Genomic DNA, 21,858 nt, shown 5'->3' with positions numbered 1-21,858 from the left:
TATCCTTAAATTCGTCATTGCGAGCGACTGAAGGCCTTGTGGTATGGCTCACTTCATCTCTGTCATCCCACGACTTGTTCGTGGGATCTAGTTAAAAATACTAATAATATTAGTATATTGAGTGGTTTTACTAGATACCGTGGTCAAGCCACGGTATGACACACCGAACTGGTTTTTCAAGCCATGCAACAACGCCGCGACTGAAAGGAGCGTGGCAATCTCATAAAGCAGGACGCTTGAGATTGCTTTGTTAAAACTTACAGTTTTTCCTTGCAATGACGTAGAAATATATCACATATTAATAGTCCTCTTATCTACACTAAGTGCTGCCTCTTTTATAGCCTCGCTTAAAGTTGGGTGAGCGTGGCAGGTTCTTGCTATATCTTCTGAAGCTGCTCCGAATTCCATATAAGCCGTAAGCGCGGCAATTAATGTACCTGCATCAGCTCCTATAATATGAGCTCCTAAAACCCTATCGGTTTTACTATCGGCAAGGATCTTAACCATACCTTCCGTACTACCGATTGCTCTTGCTCTACTATTTGCTAAAAACGGAAACTTACCGACTTTATAATTAATGCCTTTTTCTTTTAGCTGTTCTTCCGTTTCACCGACGCTTGCTACTTCAGGATAAGTATATATTACGCTTGGAATTAAGTTATAGTTAACATGTCCTGCCTGCCCTGCCATAATTTCTACGGCAGCTACAGCCTCTTCCTCGGCTTTATGAGCAAGCATAGCTCCTTTTACCACATCACCGACTGCATAAATATTTGCAATTGCTGTTTGGAACCGGTCATTAATCTCAATGCTACCTTGCTTATCCGTAATAATACCGACAGACTCAAGTCCTAGATTTTGCGTATAGGCTTTTCTGCCTACCGCCATCAACACAACATCGCTTGTTACTACTGAACTCTTACCGTCCTCCTCTATTGTCAGATTTACTTTTCCTGACTTTACTTCAGCAGATAGCACTTTAGTATTCAGTTTAAACTCTATACCTTGTTTTTGCTGTAGTTTCATAAATTGTGTAGCAATTTCTTTATCAAGCATAGGTACAATGCTCGGTGCATACTCAATAACCGTTACTTTAGCTCCCAAACGACGCCAAACTGAACCAAGTTCTAAGCCTATATACCCTCCGCCGACTACTATTAAGTTCTCAGGTACTTTAGAAAGTTTCAAAGCACCGGTAGATGAAACAATAAATTCTTCGTCTATTTTGATATTCGGTATTTCTATGACGCTGGAACCTGTAGTAATTAGGATATTTTTGGCTTTAATTTGCTCTTTATTTATTTCAACGATATTACTAGAGCTAATTTTAGCTTCACCTTTTATCCTAGTAACTTTGTTTTTGACAAAGAGACTTTCTATACCTTTTGTAAGATCAAGCACTACTTTATCTTTATTAGCTAGCATTTTTTGTAAGTCTAGTTTTACATCCGCAGTAATACCTATATTCTCAAAATGTTTTAGAGCTGCTTCATATTTTTCGGAAGAATTAAGTAAAGCTTTCGATGGTATGCATCCTATATTTAAACAAGTGCCGCCAAGAGTATCGCTTTTCTCAATACACGCTACTTTCATACCAAGTTGAGCAGCCCTAATACTGCCTGTATAACCGGCTGGACCGCTCCCTATTACCACTAAATCAAATTCTTGCATATTTTGTTTGACCTTAATAAATTGTTGGATCGTCATTGCAAGCAGCCATAGGCTGCGTGGCAATCTTGTCAAATATCCTGAGATTGCTTTTGTCAATTACTTACATAATTTCCTCGCAATGATGTAATACTGCTAAAAATACACCACTATCACCTTTATAACAACTTTAATCTTATACTATTCTTATTTGGTGAAGCAATAAAACTAATTAAATTAATATTATCTTCAAAGCCGTTTGTATAATTTTGTAGTAAAGAAAACATCTTTTTAGAAATAGCATAATTATGACTAGCATTTAGTGAATTTGCCTCACCTATATTTTTTATTTCTCTCATTAAAGCTAAAGGATTATCAAATTTTAGCTCTATATTTTCATAGTCAACAATTACTTCGGCAAATCTTGCTTGCGAAAATAAAATCGGAACATGATCAAAATGAATAAAAGGAGCAATATGAGGAGAGTGTTTAAAATCACTTGCTATTTCGGCATCTATTAAGGATTTACGTAAATTCTTTAAGCTATTTCCTCCGACAAAATTACCGATAAAAATACCGTCAGACTTTAAAAAAATTCTTATATTAGATAAAAAGCGTTGTACATCATTTATCCAGTGTAACCCTAATGAATAAATAATTAAATCAAAAGAGTCTTTTGGCAATGCTAAATCTTCATCATCGATTAATAATTTATGATTATGCTCAAAAGAATCAAGCAATAAAGGTGACATATCTGTTACGGTAATATCGGCACTTCGATAAGCATTTTTTAGTAAGCTCGTAAGATAACCGCATTTAGCCGATATTTCTAGAATATCCGAAAAATCCTGATCAATCATCCCTAATCGACTTATTATATCATTAGCTGCATGCTTGATAAATAAGCTGTTACTTATCGCCTCTACTGCATTATTTCGGTGATTTTTTAGCTTTAGTCTGTTGAATATATACTCCTCTCCTATCTTGAATTTTCTCTCCTAAAATTGTTGGTGGCGGTCGAGAAATAAAACCCCCTAAAAATCTCCTAGCAAACTATTTTGAACAAGTTCTCTCTGTCTTGCAGTGCGAATATCATCCCCTTTAACTCTATCTAGCCCTTCAAAATTCTCCTGAATATCTACAATTATAGGTTTCGTATTGTTATTATTAGGTGATAAAGGTTCTAAACTCAACAGGCTTTTTTCTGTAGGATTTAAATCCGAAGTTAGATCAAAATGCTCTAAGTAGACAGGTTTTAGTTGTTTATCATTACTAGAAACTTTTTTGCTTTCTATCGCTGAAACATTGCTCTCGGTCTTATTAGATTCTCCTAGAGATTTATAACTACTTATACACAACAATACTAATATAAATTTCTTTAACATAAATAACCCTGTATATTAACAGTTAATATAAATTAAATAATATATGCATCAAGTACTGAAATAAATTAAGGGAATTATATACTTGTATAACCTATATTTGCTTTTTATTTACCCAAGATGTAAATTCAGACATACTAAACACTTCTATTAAATTACTGCCAGTTTGATCCTTGAAGCATTTCAAGGCTTCTTTTTTATATCCATCACCATCAATTATTATTATAGTATCATAAATTCCTTGTTTTTTTATGTTTAGCATAAGATAAGTATATTTTTCATCAACCGATCCTCCTGATTGTTGCCACTTAGATTCTATAACTAGGCAATTAGGGTGACGTTCTGGATGATATAATATAAAATCGCATTTCCATTTAGTATCATAAATATTTTTGCCAACTTCAAACTGTCTAGTATAAATAGGCTGCTTAAGGATCCTAGCTGCACTAAATCTTTTATTAGCTACAAAACAATATCCTTCTCTTTTTTTAGTCGATCATGTATACAAATCTCAAGTTCGTTTCCAGTTTTATTAGCTTGTAAAATTGCAATTTGTTTTACCATTGTACTAATAATTTCTTATTAAAACTTCATTAGCTCCTTGCCTACTGTCGGATTTACAATTTATGCTTCTTGGTGCATTTACTATATCTATAATAAAAAACTTGTATAAGTTCTTTATAAAATCGCTATCTGAATTTGAAATAAAATATACACCTTTCTTATTTAATGCTCTGCATTTTTCATAAAGCTTAACCTGATCTGCCTCTGTAAAGCCAAGCTTTTATATTTTGTAAATGAAGTATTATTAATAGGTTGATATGGCGGGCCTATATAAACGAAATCTTTAGGCTTAGGCGAAATATTGCTGAAATCCTGATATATTATTTCAGCATTTTGTAAAGCTTTACTACACGCAAGTATGTTATCCTTATCAAGAATATTAGGATTCATATAAGCTCCCATCGGGACGTTGCACTCTCCTTTGCTATTTACTCTATAAAGACCATTATAACAAGTCTTGTTAAGGTATATGAAACGTGTTGCTATCTCAATAGGGTTATCGCTATTTGCGTTCTTTCTAACAGCATAGTAATAATCTTGAGAGTGATTAGCTTTATGCTTAGCTAACAGCTCAATTAATGCTCGAGCTTCATCCTTAACTGCCTTGTATGAAATCTAAGTTTATATCTGATATAATAATAGCTTTGTCTGGAACGAGTGCAAAAAAAATGCTCCTCCTAAAGGCTCATAATGATTATTGTAACTAACAGGTAAGCGTAAGCACAACTCTTTGATCAGGCTTCTTTTTCCCCTGCCCATTTTATAAATGGTTTAGGGATTTTGTCTTCTGCAATCTCTGGAGCATTAATTTTTAACGGAGCTTGACCTATCATTGCTAAAACCTCATTATAAAGATAATTCTCCGTTTTTAACTACTTTGAGTTTCATACCGACCTACCAAGGCTTTATAAGATAAATAATTACCTATATTTAAAAGTATAGCATTAAACATATTGCTTACATTATAGTTTTTATGGTTGCACCTAAATACAAACGCGTTTAAATATCTCTCTCTATGTGTTTTTTGCTAATAGAATAAGAGTCCGATTATACCACGCTTAAACAACGCCCAAAAGCTTTCTATCGTGTTTGTGGACACAGATTATCTTATATATTTATCTAAGTCGTGATTTATATATTCATGATTATATAATTTTTCTAATACCTTGTAAGCTCCCCATTCATCAGATAAAATAGTTGAGCCTATTAGAATATTATTTATTGCAATTTTTTCTATGGTCTTTGAATTAACCTTTGTTATAACTTGAGCCTTACCGTTACCGTTTCTCTCTATCATGCCGATTACAACGGTTTTTGTCTTTGTGCTGCAACCTTGTGTACTTTTAGTTTTTTTATTTTGATGTTTGTTCTTTTCTTTACCACCAATATACGTCTCATCTATTTCTACAGTGCTTTTTAAAGGAATACTAAAACTTTCTAGTTTAGTCACTTCTCTAATCCTATGAAGCATAAACCATGCAGTTGTTTGGGTAACATTAATATCTCTTGAAAGCTGTAACGATGATAAACTTTTTTTTGCGTAGTAACTTGCAAAACTGCTGTAAACCATTTCTTTAAAGAAATCTTACTATTTTCAAAAATTGTGCCGACTTTGATACTAAAACGCTTTTTACATGCCGAACATTTGTGATTCGTTCCATCCGCATAATGAAAAATCTTTTGGTTGCCGCAATACGGACAATAAGCTCCGTTAGCCCAACGTATATCAGTAAAATAATTATGCACTTTTGTTCAGTAGGTAATTTTTCGAATAAATCAACAATACTAACACAACAATTTAGGTTATACAAGATATATAGTTGCCTTAATTAATTATTTCTAAAGATATTATCTTCGTATTTTTTTCTATAATATATTTTGTAATTCTCACTTCTTATATCATTAAACCACTGGTCTTGTTGTTTTTTAATATAATAATTTAGGGAATTAGATTTACTTTTACTAGTTTGAAAATTATCTTCACAAAATTTAAAAAAACCTGATATTAAAGTTTCTACTCCATTAGTCTCAGATTTTTTCTCAAGAAATTGCATAGAAAAATTAGTAGGATTATTATGTTTTAAATAAAATTGTTTATATTTCTCACGAATTTTATTTTCTTTTTTTATTTGTTGTTCTGAAAAAGATAATTTTTCCTCTAATAATTTATGAATTGCGGTACAATCGCTCCAAGGTAATTCTATTATTAATTGCTCTTCCTGATATTCAAAATTATCTTGAATATTGTTAAAATCGGCATTTACTTTTACCGCACTTACTAATATTAAAAAACATGTCATTAATTTAATATTCATAGAATTAATTAATTTTAGCAGGAACCGGTATCATAATACTACTTCTGTATCTTTTATTGCCACTAAAAAGTGATTTTTTTTGAACTTTGTTATTATTTACTGGAATTGTATCTTCTAAAGCCCCTTCATTATTATTTAGATAACTATGTAAGGATGCTTTATAAAGAGCCATATTACTTGCTATTTTAACTACATCTTGTTTATATTTAAACCCTAAAGAATGTGTAGCCGAATGATAATGAGCTATCGCCTTGTGCCAGCTCCCTAGCTGATCATATTTTGAACGCAAAAATTCTGCACCGTAACGAATGTTATTATTTGGATCAAATGCCTGTTCAAGGGAATTAAAAGCCCCTAAATGATGCCTTAAGTTAATCTGCATGCATCCGACATCAATACTCTCTCGCCCTTTTATAAGCTCTACTCTAACAAAACTTACGGCTTCTCTTTTTGTGTTAAAATAATAGCCTTTTCCTTCAACATTTACTGTCCAAGGCCATACTACTCTAATTTTACGGGTTGTATGTTTTTTCCCCGATTCTTTTAAAGCTATTGAATGTAACGTATTAGATGGGATATTAAATTTTTTCTCAAAGTAAGGAAAAAGTTTTGAACATTTAAAGGATTCAGCTATTTCAGGATCGGCAATAGCCGACTTAGAGAAGAGGATAAAGGATAATAATAGGAGTAGTATGGTTTTAACGTCATTGAGAGGAAAATTACGGAGTAATTGACGAAGCAGTCCAGTAAAAAATTCTGATTTACAGAATTTTTTTATTGTTTTGCTGGATTTCCATGCTCCTTGTAGTCGTTCGCAATGACAATTTTGGCATAATTCCCAAACCATACCGGCAACGCTAAAATAACTTGAGTTACAATAAGATAAACTAGCCTACCATAACTTATCTTATGAAGCAAGGGAAGTAATAGCATTTAAGAGGTGTAAGGATTTAATCTAAATCCCAAGCAGCATCATTAGTGTTTTGAGGATTACCTAATATATCGGGTACCATATCCAACAAATTATTAATATCGCCTCCTGTCGCTTGCAAAAGATTACGTACTTGTGTTACAAAGTCTTCAACAGTGCTACCTTGAGCATCTTGAGGATTAGTAGTCCCATCTAAAGCTTGAACTCCGGCATTAATTAATGTTACTAAATCCTTAGCTTGCATACCTAAAATAGTATCTTCTGTACCGCTCTCTCCTCTATTAGAACTAGTAGAAGGTTGTATATGTGGTATTGCCTCTCTGTTAGCGTGAGCAGTTGCTTGATGAACCAAAGCTGCAAGTTGTTGATCGTTAAGATTATTTTGTTCCTTTGACATTTCTGGAGATATAGTAGAATTATCCTCAGATAGATCAATTAGATCTTTTTCTTGCAATATAGAGCTTGTATCCACACTATAGCTTAAAGCTTGTAACATTGAAAAATCATCATCTTTAATTACGCTTTCATACCATTTTTTATATTCGTTAGCTGCATGTTTTGCATTTTCATTATTTTTATAATTATTTGGAATAGCGTATAAGCCGTATTCTCCTTTATCTGCTTCGTCTATTATGATTTTAGCTATCTTCAGTTCATCTATACTTAAGTCAATATTTTGTTTCACTTTGTTTAAAAGAAGTTTCAGTATCTGATCGCCTTGTGCTGCCCCTTTATTATTTTCCCAGCCTCTTATTAAACTACAATAATCTATACCTGATGTTTTAGCATGCTCTAATACTGCTTTTATAGCTTTCCATTGATTATTAGCTTTTGCATTTTCACCTTGCTGCTCATCTTTAATAGCATTCTCAGCCCATTTAGCAAGTTGAGCATATGATGCTAGCTCCCCTACTGCATTAAATATGGATACATGTTTACCTGGATAATCTATCAATCTACTTTTGTAATTATTTCAGATAGACAAATTTTTGAACTAATTTCGGTAATTCAACAAGAAATTCATCATAACATGGTTTGTTTAAACTCCATTCTCTTCCATTTTGCTTGATTTCATTTATAGTTTCTTGAGTAAAGTTATATAATGAATATTTATTCATAATTTGATCCCTTTGTAATTATTGGTTAAATTTATAGTTAAAAACCACGAAGCATGGTATTAAAAATGCTTTAAATTGTTAGGTCCTGTACACTTTTGATTAATGATTATAATTTTGAGATATTTTTTAGCAAAAATTAATAAGATTTTTGCAGAAAAAGTGATGCATATTTCAAAAAAATCTTATAATTTGCAACTAAAAATGGCCATAATTATGATTATTCTATTACAAGAGTACAGAACCTAATTGACTGATTAAATAAAAATGTTTATTATCAATCCAAATTAAATGTAAAAGTATATTTTATGAAAGTTGTTAGCTCATTAAAATCGTTAAAAAAACGTGATAAAGGTTGTCAGATCGTTAAAAGAAGAGGCAAAATTTTTGTAATAAATAAAAAGAATAAAAGATTTAAAGCCAAACAAGGTTAATTAATCGTTTTTGGAGAAAAAAAATATACTCGATGAACTTGAAAAATTAGCTACGTCGTCTTTGTAAGTCCTCGGGTGCTGAGTGTTTATTATATGCTCTGCTCCTCGGTTTGCAGACTCCTTGCTCTTTTTTCAGTTGATCTTTGTATATTACTTTTCATTTTACTTCAGAGTATATAATACTTCTTTTGAAAGAAAAGAAATAAATATGGCCGGTCATTCAAAGTTCAAAAATATTCAGCATCGTAAAGGGGCTCAAGATAAAAAAAGAGCAAAAGTTTTCACTAAATTAATTCGTGAAATAGTTACTGCAGCTAAAACCGGTTCTTCTAATAACCCTGAAAATAATCCACGTCTTAGAAATGCTTTAACCGCTGCACGTAGTCAAAATCTCCCTAAAGAAAGAATAGATAAAGCTATTAATAGTGCTAATGATTCTTCTAATAACGAAAATTATACGGAAATTAGATATGAAGGTTATGCACCGAATGGTATTGCTATAATAGTTGAAGCTTTAACCGATAATAAAAACCGCACTGCTGCAGAAGTACGCTCTAGTTTTACTAAATATGGTGGGAGTTTAGGCGAAACCGGTAGTGTCAATTATTTATTCAACCATTGCGGAGTTATTCAGTATCCAATAAATATAGCATCTAATGAAGATGTTTTAGAGGCAGTCATAGAAGCCGGGGGGCATGATATGATATCCGATGATACCACCCATATAATCTATACGGATATTGAAAATTTCTCTAAAGTTCTAGAATTTTTAACTGGCAAATACGGCATACCTGAAGATTCGTATATAGGCTGGATCCCATTAAATACAATAATTATAGATGATAAGGAAAAAGCTGAAAAATTACTAAAGCTTGTGGAAGTTTTAGAAGAAAGCGATGATGTGCAAAGAGTTTTTGGGAATTATGAGTTCTCTGATGATGTTTACGCAATAATACAAGGAGAACCATGACTTATAACGATGCAAATTATCAAATAATTATTTTAGCAGCCGGTAAAGGTACTAGAATGGAGTCCGATTTACCGAAAGTAATGCATAAAGTCGGTGAAGTTCCAATGCTTGAAACGGTATTAAAGAATTCGCTTAACGTTACAAATGATGTAATTATAGTGTATTCAGAAGAACTTAAAAAACATTTAACGCCCTATGAAAATATGTGTCGCTTTGTACTGCAAGAAGAACCTAAAGGCACAGCTCATGCTACTTATGCAGCAATAGATTTAATTAATAAAAATAAAACAATATTAGTTTTATACGCTGATCATCCTCTTATTACTCCAAAACTTATGCATGAATTAATAGCTTATTTAAGCCTTACTAATTCTGCATTAGTGACTTTAAGCTTTGAGAGAGCAAATCCGGTTCAATATGGGAGAATAGCTACTGATAAAAATGGTGAATTTTTAGAGATAATCGAACATAAAAATGCAAGCGCAGAAGAGAAAAACATAAAGCTTTGTAATTCAGGTATTATGGCTTTCAGTAGCGAAATTTTAAATAAATACTTACCTTTATTTGCTACTAATACTAACGGTCATAAGGAAGTTTATTTAACTGAAATAGTAAAAATATGTAAAAATCATGGTGAAAAAGTTTCATATTTATTATCTACTGATCATGATTTAATTGTTGGTGTTAATACTAAAAATGAGCTAGAAGAAGCTAATAATATTTTTTCTCAGAATAAGTCTTAGCTTTGTCGTATGGATCTCCGAGTCGTCATTGCAAGCGACTAAAGGCTTTGTGGCATAGATTGTTTTATGCCATTCCCGCGAGAAAGCGGGAATCCAGTAAAACCTATAAAAAACTTGTTTTGATAGGTTTATTTTTTGGGATCCTCGCTTCCGCTGGGATGATATCGAGTAGGCTTTTTACTCTATGCAACAACATCAATACCTTGTGAGAATGACATAGGAAGCCATACAGGCAATGCTAAAAATGTGGGAGAGATGGCCGAGCGGTTTAAGGCGCACGCCTGGAAAGCGTGTTCACGGCAACGTGTCGGGGGTTCGAATCCCCCTCTCTCCGCCAACTCAGTTTATGTTATACTCGCATGATTTCAAGAATTGAATTTGTTATCAAATGGTGAGTGTGTACAGTTTATACTTAATAAGTGAGTACGTGAATTCATGCAGATAACAAAGAGCAATTCTTAAAAGCAGCAGAGTATGTTATGCTCGTTTATTTTCTTTATAATACTTAGTATATTTATCTAGTAAAGACACATGTGCAGTTGTTGCTTCTGATTTAAAAAATTCTACGCTCTCTTTACTTAAAGAAATGGTTACTTTTACTGAATCATCTTTTAATAAAAGTTCTCTAGGGTGCGGCAAGAAATCTTTTACTATTTTTACTTCCCCTATTTCCCCATCAGTGTATTTTATTCTCTTGCTCATAAATTCTCTTACCTTTGCGCCAGTATCCTGCTCTAACAATTCTTATATGATTATCTCGGAACGTAAAACGGACTGTTAAAATATTACCATCAACTTTACCTAAACAAAAATATCTTTTTTCTGTAATACTAACTTACCACGCTCTAGTCTGGACAGTTAGCCAATTTTTATAGTTTATCGAACCGGCAAGCCAAATAGTAACCAAGGTTTCTACTGTCGAGTATTTAAAAGTTTCATATGCATTTGTTATTACATTTATAAAGTCTAAAAGCTTTTTACAAAGCTTGTCGTCTACTAATTACCTCATATTGATAGTCTTTTAATTTCTATTTTTACTTTTATAATAAAAATAGTTGATTTATATTATTTTTTTATTACAGCTGTAATTTTATAAGTTACAATTATATACCTAAGAATCAATTAATTTATATTAAGTTATGGCTCATAAAGATTTATCACATTTAACAGAAGAACAAATCAAAGATTTAATAAAACGTTATTATAACTATGAGAAAATAGCTAATTTATTAGAAGAATTTAATGTTAATGTATCTCCCAATAGTTTAGTTAGTTTATTTCCGCTTGTTACGCATCATAAATTATTCTGTAAATACTGCCGAGATACAAATTTAGTTATTAAGCTAAAGAGTAGAAATTATTATAGCTATGTTTATGGAGCAATGAGTTTTGCTCTATTGGGTCCTATATGTAATCATAACAAGAACTCTAGTTGTTCATGTGATAATTGTAAGAAATCTATAAAACAGCAAAAACACACTGAAGAAAAAGCAAAAAGACGTATTTTAATAGATACATTTTTGTATAAAAAAGCTCCGCCAATTGAAGAATTAACTCTAAAAGATGCTTTATATTTATTAAGTGTAGTAGAACATTCTGCTTCTGAAGACCTTGAATTTGTAAAGCCATATTTAAAAGGATATTCTGTACTGAGTTTAGCACCAGACAAAAATTTAAATGATCATATTGTAGGACATCTAGGTCGTAGAGACTTTGTATTAATTAATCCTTTAACAAACAGTCTTGATACCTTCAAATTCAATCAAGAAAAAGCATTAACAGACTATTATCCAAACAAAGTTTTATGGGATCTTTTGCCTAATATGGATATTGAAGAAAAAAAAAGAATATTTAAATTCTGTGCGAAATATAGTTAAAGGTGCATGGTCTTCATCATGGCAAAAAGAAGTCAGTGATATATGGCATCAAATTGCTAAATATGAATATATTATATCTCATTGAAAGACGATGAATATGATGCAGATAACATCGTTAGTATAATTATAAATAATATACATAAAAAAGTAAGTAAAGCACTTGAGGAGAAGTGGACAATAAAAAATTCTAAAATAGAGTATTGCCGTTTACAAAGTACAGTTAGCTCTACTTTTTTTGATTTGTTTTTAGGAATAAGGGATGAATATTTTGAGCGTATTATGCCACTTGAGTAAATAATAAATTTCTTAAAAATCTTAAAGAGATCATATTTGAGTGATAGTTTAATTCGTTGTATATCCTTTTAATTCTTCTGTAAAAATATTCCAATCCTCTTGCCCGTCTTCTAAACTAAGCGGCGATGGTAAAATCATTCTCGGCTTAATGGGACAATACGAGAGCTTAAACCCCCATTTGATACCGTTTATAACTTTTATTGTTTTATGCTCATGATCAATTTTAATGGCATAAACGTGACCGATCCAGTAAGATAAAGGTTTAGAGAAAAGTGTGTAGTACCATAAAGGAGAATCATAAAAATCTTGTTCTAAAGTGTAAAATGGGTAATTGAGTTTTATATCACCGTCTATAAACTCTTGTAATTCCTTATCCGAGCAAATCAGTGCGAACTATGTGAAGCCAAGTATTATGTTTTGCATCTGTTGTAGTATGAATAATAGGGAAAGATGGATTAAAACAGTCTTTTTCAGCATTTGGGGTATAGGAAATATTAAATGCTATTCCCATAGAATTAACCTGTAGGCTTTTATGAGCATTTTTATATAAACAAATTCCTATATCATCAGCTACTTCATTATTTACGTCGGGATTATGCCAATGCAAAGCAAAATTTACTCCGCATAAAGTAAGTAAAAATATACTAAGAAAGATTATTAATTTAAGAATGCTTTTAGGGTTAAACATTTTTAGTTATCTCTTTTGCTGCTTTCCAAAGCTTCAGCATAAATTCTACGGATTGTCCTTGCAGAGTTGACAGGTTATGCTTTTTGGTAAGCATTTTTATTGCTCTCATACGTTTTTCAAATTTTTCATTTGTCTTGCTAAGCGTTGTCTCAACATCCACCCCTGAAAAAATACACAACGAAATTGCCGTATGGAGCAAAGCCCCTATTGCTTCTTGTACTCTTTCCGGTGGTTCGGCATATCAATAGCTTCTTTTATCTCTCTCTACATTCATCTATTGCCTGCTCTAAAATCATCTCATGATCCGGCCAATCAAAACCATAGCCCCGTGCGTCTTGCTCAAACAGAATTAAATTTTGTAGAGGATTTTTAGATTCTAGATTCATTAACCATATACACCATATTAAATTCATAGTTTTGTGGCTTTAAATTAAATAATGGTTTAAAACCGCAAGCTTCATTTTATATTTACCGAATCCTTGGTTTTGATAAGGCCTATCTACTGCAAGTGACCTTAGTGCCAATTCATTTTCATTGAAAAATTCTATATGAACCGTTGCAACGATTTTAACTCTTTTATATAACACAAAATGATAATGATTCTCTGCCGTTATAGTTGGATGGTTAGAATCATATTTTACGTTTATAGTATTAAAAATTTGTTCAGCGCGTATGCGATGGTATTCTTTCCACTCGCTATAATGTGTGCAACGCATAAGCCTATTGAATTAAAGTAAATGACGAAATAGCAGGTTTTATATTGCTTAATAAGGTTGGAACGCATTATAAAATCGATTGGAATATGGGGTTTTATTATAGCAAGATTTCAAAATATAAGGAGTTGGTATGCAAGTAGCTAAGCAAATTTGGCAAATGCATAAAAGATTATGGGAAGTTGCGGTTATTCCTGAAAATAAGCCGGCATTAATATTTTGGCGGAAAGTCATTAACGAATTTACCAAAGGTAATTTATCTTGAGGAAATTAAACTTGTCCAAATGAGTGATTATAAGACCGAAAGAGTTATTTGTGAATTTGGTGCCAATATATTATGAATATAAATTTTACTACAACCTAATCTCTGCTTTTGCTAAATCTTTTAAAGTGCGTGATCCGGTGCATAGCATGGTAATTTTAAGCTGCTCGATTATCAATTGTATCTCTTCGGAAAGCAAGCTTTCAGAAGTATCTGCCGCTTTTAAAAATTGACCGGCAAGTCCAAAAATATTAGCTCCTATACGAATTGCTTTTGCACCGTCAATGCCGGATTTTAACCCGCCACTGGTAATAATCGGAATATCTTTTGAAACTTCCCGCACCATTTTTAGAGAATCTAAAGTCGGGATTCCCCAGTTAATAAAGCTACTAGCTATACGGTTTTGTAACGAATTTGTAGCACGATAAGCCTCTACTTGACTCCAAGATGTCCCACCGCTCCCTGCAATATCAAGAACCTTAACCCCTGCGTCAATAAGACTCTCAGCAACTTTTTTAGATAAACCGTATCCTACTTCCTTAACAATTACCGGAATAGAGAGGTAATTAACCACTGCTCTTATCTTAGGTAACAGCTTTTCCCAGTTTCTATTACCTTCCGGCTGAGTCAGTTCCTGTAACACGTTTAAGTGTAAAATTAAGGCATCGGCTTTAATAGCATCCACTAAATACTGACATTCTTTAGGTGTCACTCCGTAATTAAGCTGTACTGCACCGATATTGGCTAGTAAAGGGATATCGGGAGCTATATGCCTTACTGCAAATGTCTTGATTGTATCCGGTTCCGTTAACAAAACCCGCATAGAGCCAAGCCCCATAGCAATACCGGCTTTTTGAGCGACCTGTGCAAGTCTATAGTTAATCTCTCTAGCTCTAGTCGTGCCTCCGGTCATACTAGAAATTAGGATAGGTGCTTGTAAAGATTTTCCGAGGAAAGTAGTAGTTGTATTTACACTATCGTAGTTAATTTCCGGTAATGCATTGTGAATAAAGTGAATAGATTCAAAACCGCTTTTAAGTGTAGATTCAATGTTTTTCGTAAGATTAATTTCAATATGGTCTTGCTTTCTTTCTATATCTAAATTCTGATCTTTTAGCATTTTCTCACTAATTCCTTTTACACTTAATCTATATTAATATATCTAGGTTCTGTGAAGATTTCTAATTGATTTTTTATTTTGAAGTATTTTTTAGCGAAAATTAATAAGATTTTTGAAGGAATAGTTATTCATGTTTCAAAAAAACTTATAATTTGCAGCAAAAAAGAGTCATAATTATGATTATTCTATTAAATGTCCACAGAACCTAAGCATTAAAGAAATAATCAAGTGCTGCAAGTTTTGAAGGTAAGTTTATTAATGGGTCTGAACGCTCAAAATCATAAGCATTGTAAAGGAGTACAGTCTGCTTCTATAATGTAAGCGTGTATATTTTTAGGCTCATTATTTTCTAGCTTATACCCTATAACATAGCTTGAGTATTTTTGTTCGATCAATTCTAAACTCCATTCTATATCCTTATCCCACCATAGTTTTATATGTGGCATTTCTAGCCATTTTAAAAAAAGCAAAACATGAGAAGTAGAAAGTGGGGTAAAGCTTATGTTAATATATTTCTTATCATTAAATAATTTCCTTTAAAATGCCCCGCTTTGAGCTTTATATTCTCCGACCTGTTGTAATACCAATTAATTTAATTTCTGATAATTGTGTAATTACTTTATGCATTTTATAGCCTCTTATTAATTCACTAAGCAAGTTAAAACTAATCTAAAAAGGAATTATGATAAGATTTGAATATTATCTAACTTTTTTTGAAAAGCAAAAAGTCCTTAGTTTATGATATGTTTACTGTGTGAAGTATTTATAAATTGAAAGAGCAATAAGACATGGTGGAGCCAGGGGGAGTCGAACCCCCGACCTTTTGAATGCCATTCAAACACTCTACCAACTGAGCTATGACCCCAATATAGTCAATTGATTTGGACTCGCCTGCATCGTCATTCGTCGTTCTCCTATTAGTTAGGCTTAACTCCTCGCTTCTGGTGTGCAAATCCCACTGACTTGACTATAACAAATTAATTCTCTTATACTATAATAATAAAACTAAATCTATAAAATTTAATCTTTATTTTACTAACAATGCCATAGCATCTCTGGAAGACATTATATTATCTACTAATCCAAATTGTTTTGCTTCTTCCGGTGACATGAAATTATCACGTTCCATACTTTTTTCGATATGTTTTAACTCTTGTTCAGTATGTTTACTATACAATTCGTTAAGTAACCTTTTGATTTTTAGGGTTTCTTGAGCGTGGATTTCTATATCGGTAGCTTGCCCTTTATAACCTCCTGATGGTTGATGGATCATAATACGACTGTGAGGTAAACTATAACGCATCCCCTTCTCGCCCCCGCACAGTAAAAGTGAACCCATAGAACAAGCTTGACCTATGCATAATGTAGCCACTTTAGGTTTTATATATTGCATTGTGTCATAAATCGCAAGACCTGCGGTTACAACTCCTCCGGGGGAATTGATATACATATATATATCTTTTTTAGGATTTTCTGCTTCAAGAAACAATAATTGTGCAACAATTAAGTTTGCCATATGATCTTCAACAGTACTACATACAAAGATTATACGTTCTTTTAGCAATCTTGAATATATATCATAAGCACGTTCACCGCGTGATGTTGGTTCAATTACTATCGGTACATACGACATTAATATTTTCTCCTGAAATTGATTAATTAAATAGTTTGTTGTCATTACGAGGAGGTTATTTTAATAACCGACGTGGCAATCTCATGAAGTAGCATAGAACTCCTGAGATTGCTTCGTTGAAACTTACAGTTTCTCCTCGCAATGACTTATAGATTATTACTTCTTATCTTCTAAAGCATTAGCAAGTATATCTCCCATATTGGTAGTATTATCACTAGAACCATATTCTTTGAGAGCTTTTTGACGTTCTGCTATTTTATGAGCTTTTACCGATAATAAAATTCTACCGGTTGATTTCTCGATAGAAACAACTTTTGCTTCTATTTCTTTGTCTATTTGAAACATTTCAGGCTTCTGCTCGTCTTTTTCATCCGATAGTTCAGTTCTTTTAATAAAACCTGCTACTTTATCGTTTAATAATACTTCGAGTCCCTCATCTTTAATTTCTGTTATAAGGGCTTTAACTATGGTGCCTTTTTTATATTCATCACTGATTTCTTGATATGGATTCGGCGACAATTGTTTTATACCTAAACTAACTTGTTCTTTTTCAATATTAATGGCTAGAACTTTGCATTCTATTTCGTCACCTTTTTTGTATGATTTTAATAGATCCGTTCCTTTATCTTCCCAGCTAATATCACCTTCATGAATCATGCCGTCCATATTATTACCGAGTGCAACAAAAATACCGAAATCCGTAATATTTCTAATCGGTGCTTTAATTATAGTACCGACAGGATTATTTTCAGCGAACTTTGTTAAAGGATTTTCTTGGCATTGTTTAATACTTAAAGAAACACGATGCTTTTCAGTATCGACCTCTAAAACTACGAATTCTACTTCTTGCCCTATAGTTAGCGTTTTTCTAGGATTTTGATTAGATTTTAACCAACTAATTTCGCTTGAATGAACAAGTCCTTCAAGCCCGTCTTTTAATTCTATAAATACGCCGTAATCAGCAAAATTTGTAACTTTACCGGTCATTTGTTTACCGACGGGAAATTCTTCTTTAATTGCTTCCCATGGGTTAGAATCAAGTTGTTTTATACCGAGTGATATTCTTTTGGTTTTTTCATCAAACTTAATAACCATTACTTTAACCTTTTGGTTAAAGTCTAACACTTCTGAAGGATGGTTAACTCTGCCCCAAGAAATATCGGTTAAATGTAATAAACCGTCAACACTTCCAAGATCGATAAACGCACCGTAATCAGTAATATTTTTTACGGTTCCTTCTAATACCATGCCTTCTTTAATTTTAGATAGCATCTCATCTCTAGCTTCGGAACGTGATTCTTCTAAAATAGCTCTTCTTGAAACTACTATATTACCAAGCTTTTTATCCATACTTAAAATTTTAAACGGTTGCTTGATATTCATTATAGAAGTAGGATCTTTAATAGGTCTAACGTCAACTTGGCTTCCCGGTAAGAATGCTACTACACCAGATAAATCCACGGTAAAGCCTCCTTTTACACGACCGAAAATCGTACCGTCGACAAATTCACCCTTGGAACACATGATTTCTAGTTGTCCCCATAATTCTTCTTTAACTGCTTTTTCACGGCTCAATATTGTTCTGCCGTTACGTCCTTCAATTTTCTCGATGAAAACTTCAACTACGTCCCCAACTTCAGGTAAAGCTAAAAATTCAGACTTAGGTATTCTACCTTCATTTTTTAATCCAACGTCAACAATAATTATATCGTTTTTTATTTCGATTACTTGACCTTTAACTACCGTTTTTTCTTTTATATGACTTGTATCAACAGTTTCAAGCATTTTAGAGAAATCTTCTGCAAATTCGTGATTCATTGCTGCAAGTTGTGGAACAAATCGTTGTTTTAGTTTTATTGACATATTCTTCTCGTAATATTAGCTAAAGTGCCTAGACTAATAAAATTTTTTTGAAAGGTTAATAAAATTGGATGCTCTTGCATGGCTAGTATGTCATTCCCGCGTAGGCGGGAATCCAGAAAAAGCGAAATTGAGCTTTTAATATTAAAATTCAGTGTGTTTTTACCTTTTAGTTACTCTGCATTCCCGCCTACGCGGGAATGACATACTAGCCATGCAATAACGCCATCAAATGGAATAAAATAACCTAGCACTTTTTCAAGTTATTTTATTCTTTATATAATTTGTTACTTCTTCTACGACTTCCATAGCCGAAAGCTTTGAAGTATCGATAATTAAAGCATCTGAAGCCGGTAATAACGGTGCAGCTTTTCGCTCTTTATCTCTTTTATCTCGCAAAATTATTTGCCGTAAAATCTCATCGAGTATACATGTTTTTCCTTTTGCTTGCAACTGCTTATATCGTCTTTCAGCCCTAATTTGAGGATTTGCGGTTATAAAAATCTTTAAATCGGCGTCAGGTGCAACAACGGTGCCTATATCCCTACCCTCCATAATCATTCTAGGTGTTGTTTTTACTAGATTAATCAGGTATTTGTTTAGATTATTTCTAATTTCACTTATTACGGCAATTTGCGATGCTATATTTCCTATATTCTCATTCTCTAAGTCAAAATTATTGTCGAGTTTTAATTCTTTAGATAAAGCAATTACCGCATCTATATCAGTGACATCTACTTTTTGACTAATACAGTCAAACGCAAGTTGCCTATAAACAATACTTGACTGAAAATATTTAAGAGAAAATTGCTTGGCCAGTATTAAACCGATAGTCCCTTTACCTGAAGCAGCAGGACCGTCAAGAGCAATAGTGAAATTTTGAGAAATATCAAAGGCTTTAGTTTTTAAATCCACCATAAAATTATAGACTAAATAATAAAATATTATAAATAATGGAAATAAAGCTTGAAATCTAGTACATTAATGAATTTTTAAAAAAAACAAGGGTTAAAAACTACATATAGATTTAGTAGTACACCCTATGATGGGGTAATCAACAAATTAATTTTTTGATTTACAGCTTTAGCGTATTTTTGAAGGCTTAAAAAATTAGGAATATGATGTCCGCTTTCCATTCTTGCTATTTGCGCTTGAGAATTAGACATTTTTTTAGCAACATCCGCCTGAGTCATATTAGATGCAAGATGAACCTTTATTAAAGTGCTTGCTATCTCAAATTCCATTTTTCGTTCTTCATAAGCTTTTTTTACTTCGGGGTTTGATTTTTAGGAGTTTTTTCTGTTTTTTTAATAAATGTATGCAATATAACTATTTTTTATCAATATAATCTTTTTAACATATAACTTGAACTAATCAATTGACACTTATCTTAAGTGTAAATATTATAAGGTCCATAATTCTAAAGCCAAAACTACATAAAGATTAAACAAATTATAAGGGTGATTAGCTCAGTTGGTTAGAGCATTACGTTGACATCGTAAAGGTCGGTGGTTCGAGCCCACTATCACTCACCATTCTCCATTTTTCGGTATTGCTACAAAGGTATCAAACGGCGAACGCAGCATAAAGCAGAGGCTTTTCAGTGTTCAAAGAAGGTTAGAGAATATCAATGAGATAGGATAAAATTTATAAATCTTCGGTAGGGCAAATCTCCAAATGGTGACCGTTAATAAATACTTCAGCTTCTTTAGGGTTGGTCTCATAATCAAAATTTATTAATAACTCGTGTCTTGTGTTTTCATAAATTTTATCCGTTAATATACGTTTACCGGCGTTAATTTTTATTTCAACAGTATTCTCCTTCAAAAATTTAACTCCATTTATTCCATATGGATAATGTATTATTCCTTTCTCCATAGCTTTCTCAAACCGTAGCAGTAAAGAATCAACAGCTTTCTTTATTTTTTCATCAATAATACTATAACAATCTTGACCTTTATATTTACCTATATAAGTAGCTTCAGTATTTTTAATATACCCTTTCTCTGGAATATTCCATGAAGTGATATAATGAGTAATTTTATGACTTAATATATGAAGCTGTTGTTTTTTTTAAGCTGATAATACTGATGAATTTTTTTGCATCATATTGCTTAAATAATTGATCTAAATCCTCTGCGTCATTAACCTCTCCAAAATCATTTGTAAAAATTTCTTCTTGTTTTTCCTTACTTAATTGGTTTGCATATTCCTTAGCTTTATTTATGTCATTATTAAGTAAAGCAGCATTTATTCCAATTTCTAAAGTTTCTTCATTTTGAGGTGCATCTTCTAAAACTTTCTCTACATTTTGTAAAACGTTTTGAGAATTTTTAGAAACAAATTCTTTTGCATCTTCTGCCATTAGCGAGATGCTGGCACCATTAAGGACTTCTGTTATTTCTTCTTTTTTTAATGTATTTGTGCATTATAAATTATAGAATATGGATCAGGAAAAGCTGCTAAAGTAGATAAATTTAAACTTTTATAAATAGCAGTTGTTAGGAATGTTATTTAATATATTACGTGCTATATCCAATTGTTTTGTATAAATGGCAACCGAAAGTACAAGTAACTCATCAGTATTATTGACATCAGTTTTTTAAATTATTGTATTTAAATACTTTGCTAAACGTATTTTTTGTGCAATTTTTCTCTCATCTCTCATCTGAAAGAGCATTATATTTAGCAGTATATTTATAAAGCGCCAAACTTTGAACGTGGTAAGGTAATAAATTTTTAGAATTCATTGTCTCTAATTTTTCATTGGTGATATTATTTAAGTCTCGACCTAATTTTAGTAAAGCTTTAAGACTACCTTCAGGCATCTTATTTAGTAAATTTTCTATATTTTTTGAATCAGAGTGATAACCATAGATAGTCCATAAATTATATATGATTTCTTCCTCTTCAGGTAACCTATCTATTGCACTATTATAATATTTTATAGCTAGTTCTAACTGACCAGTTTTATAATAAATAACCCCTAAGTTATACTGACACCAACCTATATATCTTTGGCATTTACTTGATCATCTATAGTGATATTGCTAAGTGCTGCCGTAAGCAATTTTTTAGCTTCATCTAAGTGATTATTATTAATTAATATGGTAGAGCGCGTATATTGTAATAATACCTTATATGAGGCGTTAAATCTTTAATAATTTTATCTCCATACTCCATGATATAAACTGATTGACTAACTCAAATAAAGTATTGGTATAAGCTTTATGAATTTGAAATTCGTATTTTGACAATATATCTATAAATAATTTTTCTGCTACTTCCACATGGTTATTCATTATACTGC

The 21,858-nt window shown here is 32.2% G+C and carries 27 protein-coding genes, 3 tRNA genes and 3 pseudogenes; 8 read left to right on the top strand and 25 right to left on the bottom strand.

Features of this window, described 5'->3' with window-relative positions; all coding sequences use genetic code 11:
- Nucleotides 1-291: 291 nt before the first annotated feature.
- The 10 genes and pseudogenes from lpdA to TENJIKU01_RS10620 all read right to left on the bottom strand — a co-directional run bounded on the left by lpdA (nucleotide 292) and on the right by TENJIKU01_RS10620 (nucleotide 7,335).
- Nucleotides 292-1,671: a dihydrolipoyl dehydrogenase gene (gene lpdA, locus TENJIKU01_RS03080; RefSeq protein WP_064429156.1), complete on the bottom strand. Its 1,380-nt coding sequence runs from the start codon at nucleotides 1,669-1,671 to the stop codon at nucleotides 292-294.
- Nucleotides 1,672-1,826: 155 nt separating this feature from the next.
- Complete coding sequence (locus TENJIKU01_RS03075; protein WP_255374193.1) at nucleotides 1,827-2,546, bottom strand: methyltransferase domain-containing protein; 720 nt, start codon at nucleotides 2,544-2,546, stop codon at nucleotides 1,827-1,829.
- A gap of 31 nt (nucleotides 2,547-2,577) precedes the next feature.
- Nucleotides 2,578-3,032 (bottom strand): annotated as a pseudogene (locus TENJIKU01_RS03070) (hypothetical protein).
- 91 nt (nucleotides 3,033-3,123) lie between these two features.
- Nucleotides 3,124-3,450 (bottom strand): PD-(D/E)XK nuclease superfamily protein, encoded by a 327-nt coding sequence (locus tag TENJIKU01_RS10630; protein WP_371440159.1) that lies wholly within the window; start codon nucleotides 3,448-3,450, stop codon nucleotides 3,124-3,126.
- Nucleotides 3,451-3,755: 305 nt separating this feature from the next.
- Entirely contained in the window at nucleotides 3,756-4,163 is a 408-nt protein-coding gene (locus TENJIKU01_RS07405; RefSeq protein ID WP_255374192.1) for a Dam family site-specific DNA-(adenine-N6)-methyltransferase, read from the bottom strand.
- Between the two features lie 532 nt (nucleotides 4,164-4,695).
- A complete protein-coding gene (locus TENJIKU01_RS03045; protein WP_153019861.1) occupies nucleotides 4,696-5,163 on the bottom strand; it encodes an IS1595 family transposase in 468 nt (155 codons plus the stop codon).
- 110 nt (nucleotides 5,164-5,273) lie between these two features.
- Nucleotides 5,274-5,339, bottom strand: a pseudogene (locus tag TENJIKU01_RS10625) (hypothetical protein); the annotation flags it as partial.
- Between the two features lie 83 nt (nucleotides 5,340-5,422).
- Nucleotides 5,423-5,908: a DUF2532 domain-containing protein gene (locus TENJIKU01_RS03040; RefSeq protein ID WP_064429154.1), complete on the bottom strand. Its 486-nt coding sequence runs from the start codon at nucleotides 5,906-5,908 to the stop codon at nucleotides 5,423-5,425.
- 4 nt (nucleotides 5,909-5,912) lie between these two features.
- Nucleotides 5,913-6,755, bottom strand: coding sequence for a lytic transglycosylase domain-containing protein (locus tag TENJIKU01_RS03035; RefSeq protein WP_064429153.1), 843 nt, complete (start codon nucleotides 6,753-6,755; stop codon nucleotides 5,913-5,915).
- 103 nt (nucleotides 6,756-6,858) lie between these two features.
- Nucleotides 6,859-7,335, bottom strand: a complete 477-nt coding sequence (locus TENJIKU01_RS10620; RefSeq protein WP_064429195.1) for a hypothetical protein — start codon at nucleotides 7,333-7,335, stop codon at nucleotides 6,859-6,861.
- 927 nt (nucleotides 7,336-8,262) lie between these two features.
- Here TENJIKU01_RS10620 and ykgO point away from each other — a divergent pair.
- The 4 genes from ykgO (at nucleotide 8,263) to TENJIKU01_RS03005 (ending at nucleotide 10,438) form a co-directional block, all read left to right on the top strand.
- On the top strand, nucleotides 8,263-8,388 hold the full coding sequence (ykgO, locus tag TENJIKU01_RS03020) for a type B 50S ribosomal protein L36 (protein WP_064429152.1): 126 nt from the start codon (nucleotides 8,263-8,265) through the stop codon (nucleotides 8,386-8,388).
- Nucleotides 8,389-8,596: 208 nt separating this feature from the next.
- Nucleotides 8,597-9,358: a YebC/PmpR family DNA-binding transcriptional regulator gene (locus TENJIKU01_RS03015; protein ID WP_064429151.1), complete on the top strand. Its 762-nt coding sequence runs from the start codon at nucleotides 8,597-8,599 to the stop codon at nucleotides 9,356-9,358.
- Entirely contained in the window at nucleotides 9,355-10,101 is a 747-nt protein-coding gene (locus tag TENJIKU01_RS03010) for a sugar phosphate nucleotidyltransferase (protein WP_064429150.1), read from the top strand. Before TENJIKU01_RS03015 ends, TENJIKU01_RS03010 begins: the two co-directional genes overlap by 4 nt.
- A 249-nt stretch (nucleotides 10,102-10,350) precedes the next feature.
- Nucleotides 10,351-10,438 (top strand) — tRNA-Ser (locus TENJIKU01_RS03005).
- Nucleotides 10,439-10,578: 140 nt separating this feature from the next.
- Here TENJIKU01_RS03005 and TENJIKU01_RS03000 read toward each other — a convergent pair.
- The gene (locus TENJIKU01_RS03000) at nucleotides 10,579-10,803 is read right to left on the bottom strand and encodes a hypothetical protein (protein WP_064429149.1); all 225 of its coding nucleotides are present in this window, start codon (nucleotides 10,801-10,803) and stop codon (nucleotides 10,579-10,581) included.
- 437 nt (nucleotides 10,804-11,240) lie between these two features.
- On the opposite strand from TENJIKU01_RS03000, the gene TENJIKU01_RS09570 reads away from it, so the two are divergent.
- Both TENJIKU01_RS09570 and TENJIKU01_RS02980 read left to right on the top strand, forming a co-directional pair.
- Complete coding sequence (locus TENJIKU01_RS09570; RefSeq protein ID WP_227779892.1) at nucleotides 11,241-11,978, top strand: hypothetical protein; 738 nt, start codon at nucleotides 11,241-11,243, stop codon at nucleotides 11,976-11,978.
- A gap of 81 nt (nucleotides 11,979-12,059) precedes the next feature.
- A complete protein-coding gene (locus TENJIKU01_RS02980; RefSeq protein ID WP_064429148.1) occupies nucleotides 12,060-12,272 on the top strand; it encodes a hypothetical protein in 213 nt (70 codons plus the stop codon).
- A gap of 370 nt (nucleotides 12,273-12,642) precedes the next feature.
- Here TENJIKU01_RS02980 and TENJIKU01_RS02975 read toward each other — a convergent pair whose 3' ends face one another.
- The 3 genes and pseudogenes from TENJIKU01_RS02975 to TENJIKU01_RS02965 form a co-directional block, all read right to left on the bottom strand.
- Nucleotides 12,643-12,960 (bottom strand): hypothetical protein, encoded by a 318-nt coding sequence (locus tag TENJIKU01_RS02975; RefSeq protein WP_064429147.1) that lies wholly within the window; start codon nucleotides 12,958-12,960, stop codon nucleotides 12,643-12,645.
- Nucleotides 12,953-13,256: pseudogene (locus TENJIKU01_RS02970) on the bottom strand (nucleotide pyrophosphohydrolase). Before TENJIKU01_RS02970 ends, TENJIKU01_RS02975 begins: the two are co-directional and overlap by 8 nt.
- A 129-nt stretch (nucleotides 13,257-13,385) precedes the next feature.
- Complete coding sequence (locus TENJIKU01_RS02965) at nucleotides 13,386-13,676, bottom strand: GNAT family N-acetyltransferase (protein ID WP_064429146.1); 291 nt, start codon at nucleotides 13,674-13,676, stop codon at nucleotides 13,386-13,388.
- Between the two features lie 130 nt (nucleotides 13,677-13,806).
- Here TENJIKU01_RS02965 and TENJIKU01_RS09565 point away from each other — a divergent pair, with 130 nt between their 5' ends.
- Nucleotides 13,807-13,938: an acetyltransferase gene (locus TENJIKU01_RS09565; protein ID WP_227779888.1), complete on the top strand. Its 132-nt coding sequence runs from the start codon at nucleotides 13,807-13,809 to the stop codon at nucleotides 13,936-13,938.
- Nucleotides 13,939-14,026: 88 nt separating this feature from the next.
- On the opposite strand, the gene fni is transcribed toward TENJIKU01_RS09565, so the two are convergent.
- From fni to TENJIKU01_RS02930, 7 genes are all read right to left on the bottom strand, one after another.
- On the bottom strand, nucleotides 14,027-15,055 hold the full coding sequence (gene fni, locus TENJIKU01_RS02955) for a type 2 isopentenyl-diphosphate Delta-isomerase (protein ID WP_064429145.1): 1,029 nt from the start codon (nucleotides 15,053-15,055) through the stop codon (nucleotides 14,027-14,029).
- Between the two features lie 278 nt (nucleotides 15,056-15,333).
- On the bottom strand, nucleotides 15,334-15,501 hold the full coding sequence (locus tag TENJIKU01_RS08895) for a hypothetical protein (protein ID WP_012736638.1): 168 nt from the start codon (nucleotides 15,499-15,501) through the stop codon (nucleotides 15,334-15,336).
- Nucleotides 15,502-15,844: 343 nt separating this feature from the next.
- Nucleotides 15,845-15,920: transfer RNA gene (locus tag TENJIKU01_RS02950), tRNA-Ala, on the bottom strand.
- 162 nt (nucleotides 15,921-16,082) lie between these two features.
- Nucleotides 16,083-16,688 (bottom strand): ATP-dependent Clp endopeptidase proteolytic subunit ClpP, encoded by a 606-nt coding sequence (clpP, locus tag TENJIKU01_RS02945; RefSeq protein WP_064429144.1) that lies wholly within the window; start codon nucleotides 16,686-16,688, stop codon nucleotides 16,083-16,085.
- A gap of 156 nt (nucleotides 16,689-16,844) precedes the next feature.
- Entirely contained in the window at nucleotides 16,845-18,551 is a 1,707-nt protein-coding gene (locus TENJIKU01_RS02940) for a 30S ribosomal protein S1 (RefSeq protein ID WP_064429143.1), read from the bottom strand.
- A 255-nt stretch (nucleotides 18,552-18,806) separates the two neighbouring features.
- Nucleotides 18,807-19,466 (bottom strand): (d)CMP kinase, encoded by a 660-nt coding sequence (gene cmk / locus TENJIKU01_RS02935; protein WP_064429142.1) that lies wholly within the window; start codon nucleotides 19,464-19,466, stop codon nucleotides 18,807-18,809.
- Nucleotides 19,467-19,588: 122 nt separating this feature from the next.
- Complete coding sequence (locus TENJIKU01_RS02930; protein WP_064429141.1) at nucleotides 19,589-19,792, bottom strand: helix-turn-helix transcriptional regulator; 204 nt, start codon at nucleotides 19,790-19,792, stop codon at nucleotides 19,589-19,591.
- Nucleotides 19,793-20,006: 214 nt separating this feature from the next.
- On the opposite strand from TENJIKU01_RS02930, the gene TENJIKU01_RS02925 reads away from it, so the two are divergent.
- Nucleotides 20,007-20,083 (top strand) — tRNA-Val (locus tag TENJIKU01_RS02925).
- A gap of 112 nt (nucleotides 20,084-20,195) precedes the next feature.
- On the opposite strand, the gene TENJIKU01_RS08350 is transcribed toward TENJIKU01_RS02925, so the two are convergent.
- From TENJIKU01_RS08350 to TENJIKU01_RS08335, 4 genes are all read right to left on the bottom strand, one after another.
- Complete coding sequence (locus tag TENJIKU01_RS08350; protein WP_227779886.1) at nucleotides 20,196-20,375, bottom strand: hypothetical protein; 180 nt, start codon at nucleotides 20,373-20,375, stop codon at nucleotides 20,196-20,198.
- Nucleotides 20,376-20,589: 214 nt separating this feature from the next.
- Nucleotides 20,590-20,913, bottom strand: coding sequence for a hypothetical protein (locus tag TENJIKU01_RS08345; protein WP_016830816.1), 324 nt, complete (start codon nucleotides 20,911-20,913; stop codon nucleotides 20,590-20,592).
- A 292-nt stretch (nucleotides 20,914-21,205) separates the two neighbouring features.
- Nucleotides 21,206-21,376: a hypothetical protein gene (locus TENJIKU01_RS08890; RefSeq protein WP_172795031.1), complete on the bottom strand. Its 171-nt coding sequence runs from the start codon at nucleotides 21,374-21,376 to the stop codon at nucleotides 21,206-21,208.
- A 321-nt stretch (nucleotides 21,377-21,697) separates the two neighbouring features.
- A complete protein-coding gene (locus tag TENJIKU01_RS08335) occupies nucleotides 21,698-21,850 on the bottom strand; it encodes a hypothetical protein (RefSeq protein WP_172795030.1) in 153 nt (50 codons plus the stop codon).
- Between the last annotated feature and the right edge of the window lie 8 nt (nucleotides 21,851-21,858).

The organism is Rickettsia sp. Tenjiku01, from assembly GCF_001653015.1.
In the GTDB taxonomy this organism is placed as follows: domain Bacteria; phylum Pseudomonadota; class Alphaproteobacteria; order Rickettsiales; family Rickettsiaceae; genus Rickettsia; species Rickettsia rickettsii.
The sequence above is the reverse complement of the archived record's forward strand: the minus strand, read 5'-3'. Positions and strand labels throughout refer to the sequence as shown.

What these genes read in the sequence shown, in the direction of transcription:
- lpdA (WP_064429156.1), bottom strand. Translation starts at nt 1,671, where the DNA reads ATGCAAGAATTTGATTTAGTGGTAATAGGGAGCGGTCCAGCCGGTTAT.
- TENJIKU01_RS03045 (WP_153019861.1), bottom strand. Translation starts at nt 5,163, where the DNA reads ATGGTTTACAGCAGTTTTGCAAGTTACTACGCAAAAAAAAGTTTATCA.
- TENJIKU01_RS03040 (WP_064429154.1), bottom strand. Translation starts at nt 5,908, where the DNA reads ATGAATATTAAATTAATGACATGTTTTTTAATATTAGTAAGTGCGGTA.
- TENJIKU01_RS03035 (WP_064429153.1), bottom strand. Translation starts at nt 6,755, where the DNA reads ATGGTTTGGGAATTATGCCAAAATTGTCATTGCGAACGACTACAAGGA.
- TENJIKU01_RS10620 (WP_064429195.1), bottom strand. Translation starts at nt 7,335, where the DNA reads ATGTTACAAGCTTTAAGCTATAGTGTGGATACAAGCTCTATATTGCAA.
- ykgO (WP_064429152.1), top strand. Translation starts at nt 8,263, where the DNA reads ATGAAAGTTGTTAGCTCATTAAAATCGTTAAAAAAACGTGATAAAGGT.
- TENJIKU01_RS03015 (WP_064429151.1), top strand. Translation starts at nt 8,597, where the DNA reads ATGGCCGGTCATTCAAAGTTCAAAAATATTCAGCATCGTAAAGGGGCT.
- TENJIKU01_RS03010 (WP_064429150.1), top strand. Translation starts at nt 9,355, where the DNA reads ATGACTTATAACGATGCAAATTATCAAATAATTATTTTAGCAGCCGGT.
- TENJIKU01_RS03000 (WP_064429149.1), bottom strand. Translation starts at nt 10,803, where the DNA reads ATGAGCAAGAGAATAAAATACACTGATGGGGAAATAGGGGAAGTAAAA.
- TENJIKU01_RS09570 (WP_227779892.1), top strand. Translation starts at nt 11,241, where the DNA reads ATGGCTCATAAAGATTTATCACATTTAACAGAAGAACAAATCAAAGAT.
- TENJIKU01_RS02975 (WP_064429147.1), bottom strand. Translation starts at nt 12,960, where the DNA reads ATGTTTAACCCTAAAAGCATTCTTAAATTAATAATCTTTCTTAGTATA.
- TENJIKU01_RS02965 (WP_064429146.1), bottom strand. Translation starts at nt 13,676, where the DNA reads ATGCGTTGCACACATTATAGCGAGTGGAAAGAATACCATCGCATACGC.
- TENJIKU01_RS09565 (WP_227779888.1), top strand. Translation starts at nt 13,807, where the DNA reads ATGCAAGTAGCTAAGCAAATTTGGCAAATGCATAAAAGATTATGGGAA.
- fni (WP_064429145.1), bottom strand. Translation starts at nt 15,055, where the DNA reads ATGCTAAAAGATCAGAATTTAGATATAGAAAGAAAGCAAGACCATATT.
- TENJIKU01_RS08895 (WP_012736638.1), bottom strand. Translation starts at nt 15,501, where the DNA reads ATGCCACATATAAAACTATGGTGGGATAAGGATATAGAATGGAGTTTA.
- clpP (WP_064429144.1), bottom strand. Translation starts at nt 16,688, where the DNA reads ATGTCGTATGTACCGATAGTAATTGAACCAACATCACGCGGTGAACGT.
- TENJIKU01_RS02940 (WP_064429143.1), bottom strand. Translation starts at nt 18,551, where the DNA reads ATGTCAATAAAACTAAAACAACGATTTGTTCCACAACTTGCAGCAATG.
- cmk (WP_064429142.1), bottom strand. Translation starts at nt 19,466, where the DNA reads ATGGTGGATTTAAAAACTAAAGCCTTTGATATTTCTCAAAATTTCACT.
- TENJIKU01_RS02930 (WP_064429141.1), bottom strand. Translation starts at nt 19,792, where the DNA reads ATGGAATTTGAGATAGCAAGCACTTTAATAAAGGTTCATCTTGCATCT.
- TENJIKU01_RS08345 (WP_016830816.1), bottom strand. Translation starts at nt 20,913, where the DNA reads ATGGCAGAAGATGCAAAAGAATTTGTTTCTAAAAATTCTCAAAACGTT.
- TENJIKU01_RS08890 (WP_172795031.1), bottom strand. Translation starts at nt 21,376, where the DNA reads ATGCCTGAAGGTAGTCTTAAAGCTTTACTAAAATTAGGTCGAGACTTA.
- TENJIKU01_RS08335 (WP_172795030.1), bottom strand. Translation starts at nt 21,850, where the DNA reads ATGAATAACCATGTGGAAGTAGCAGAAAAATTATTTATAGATATATTG.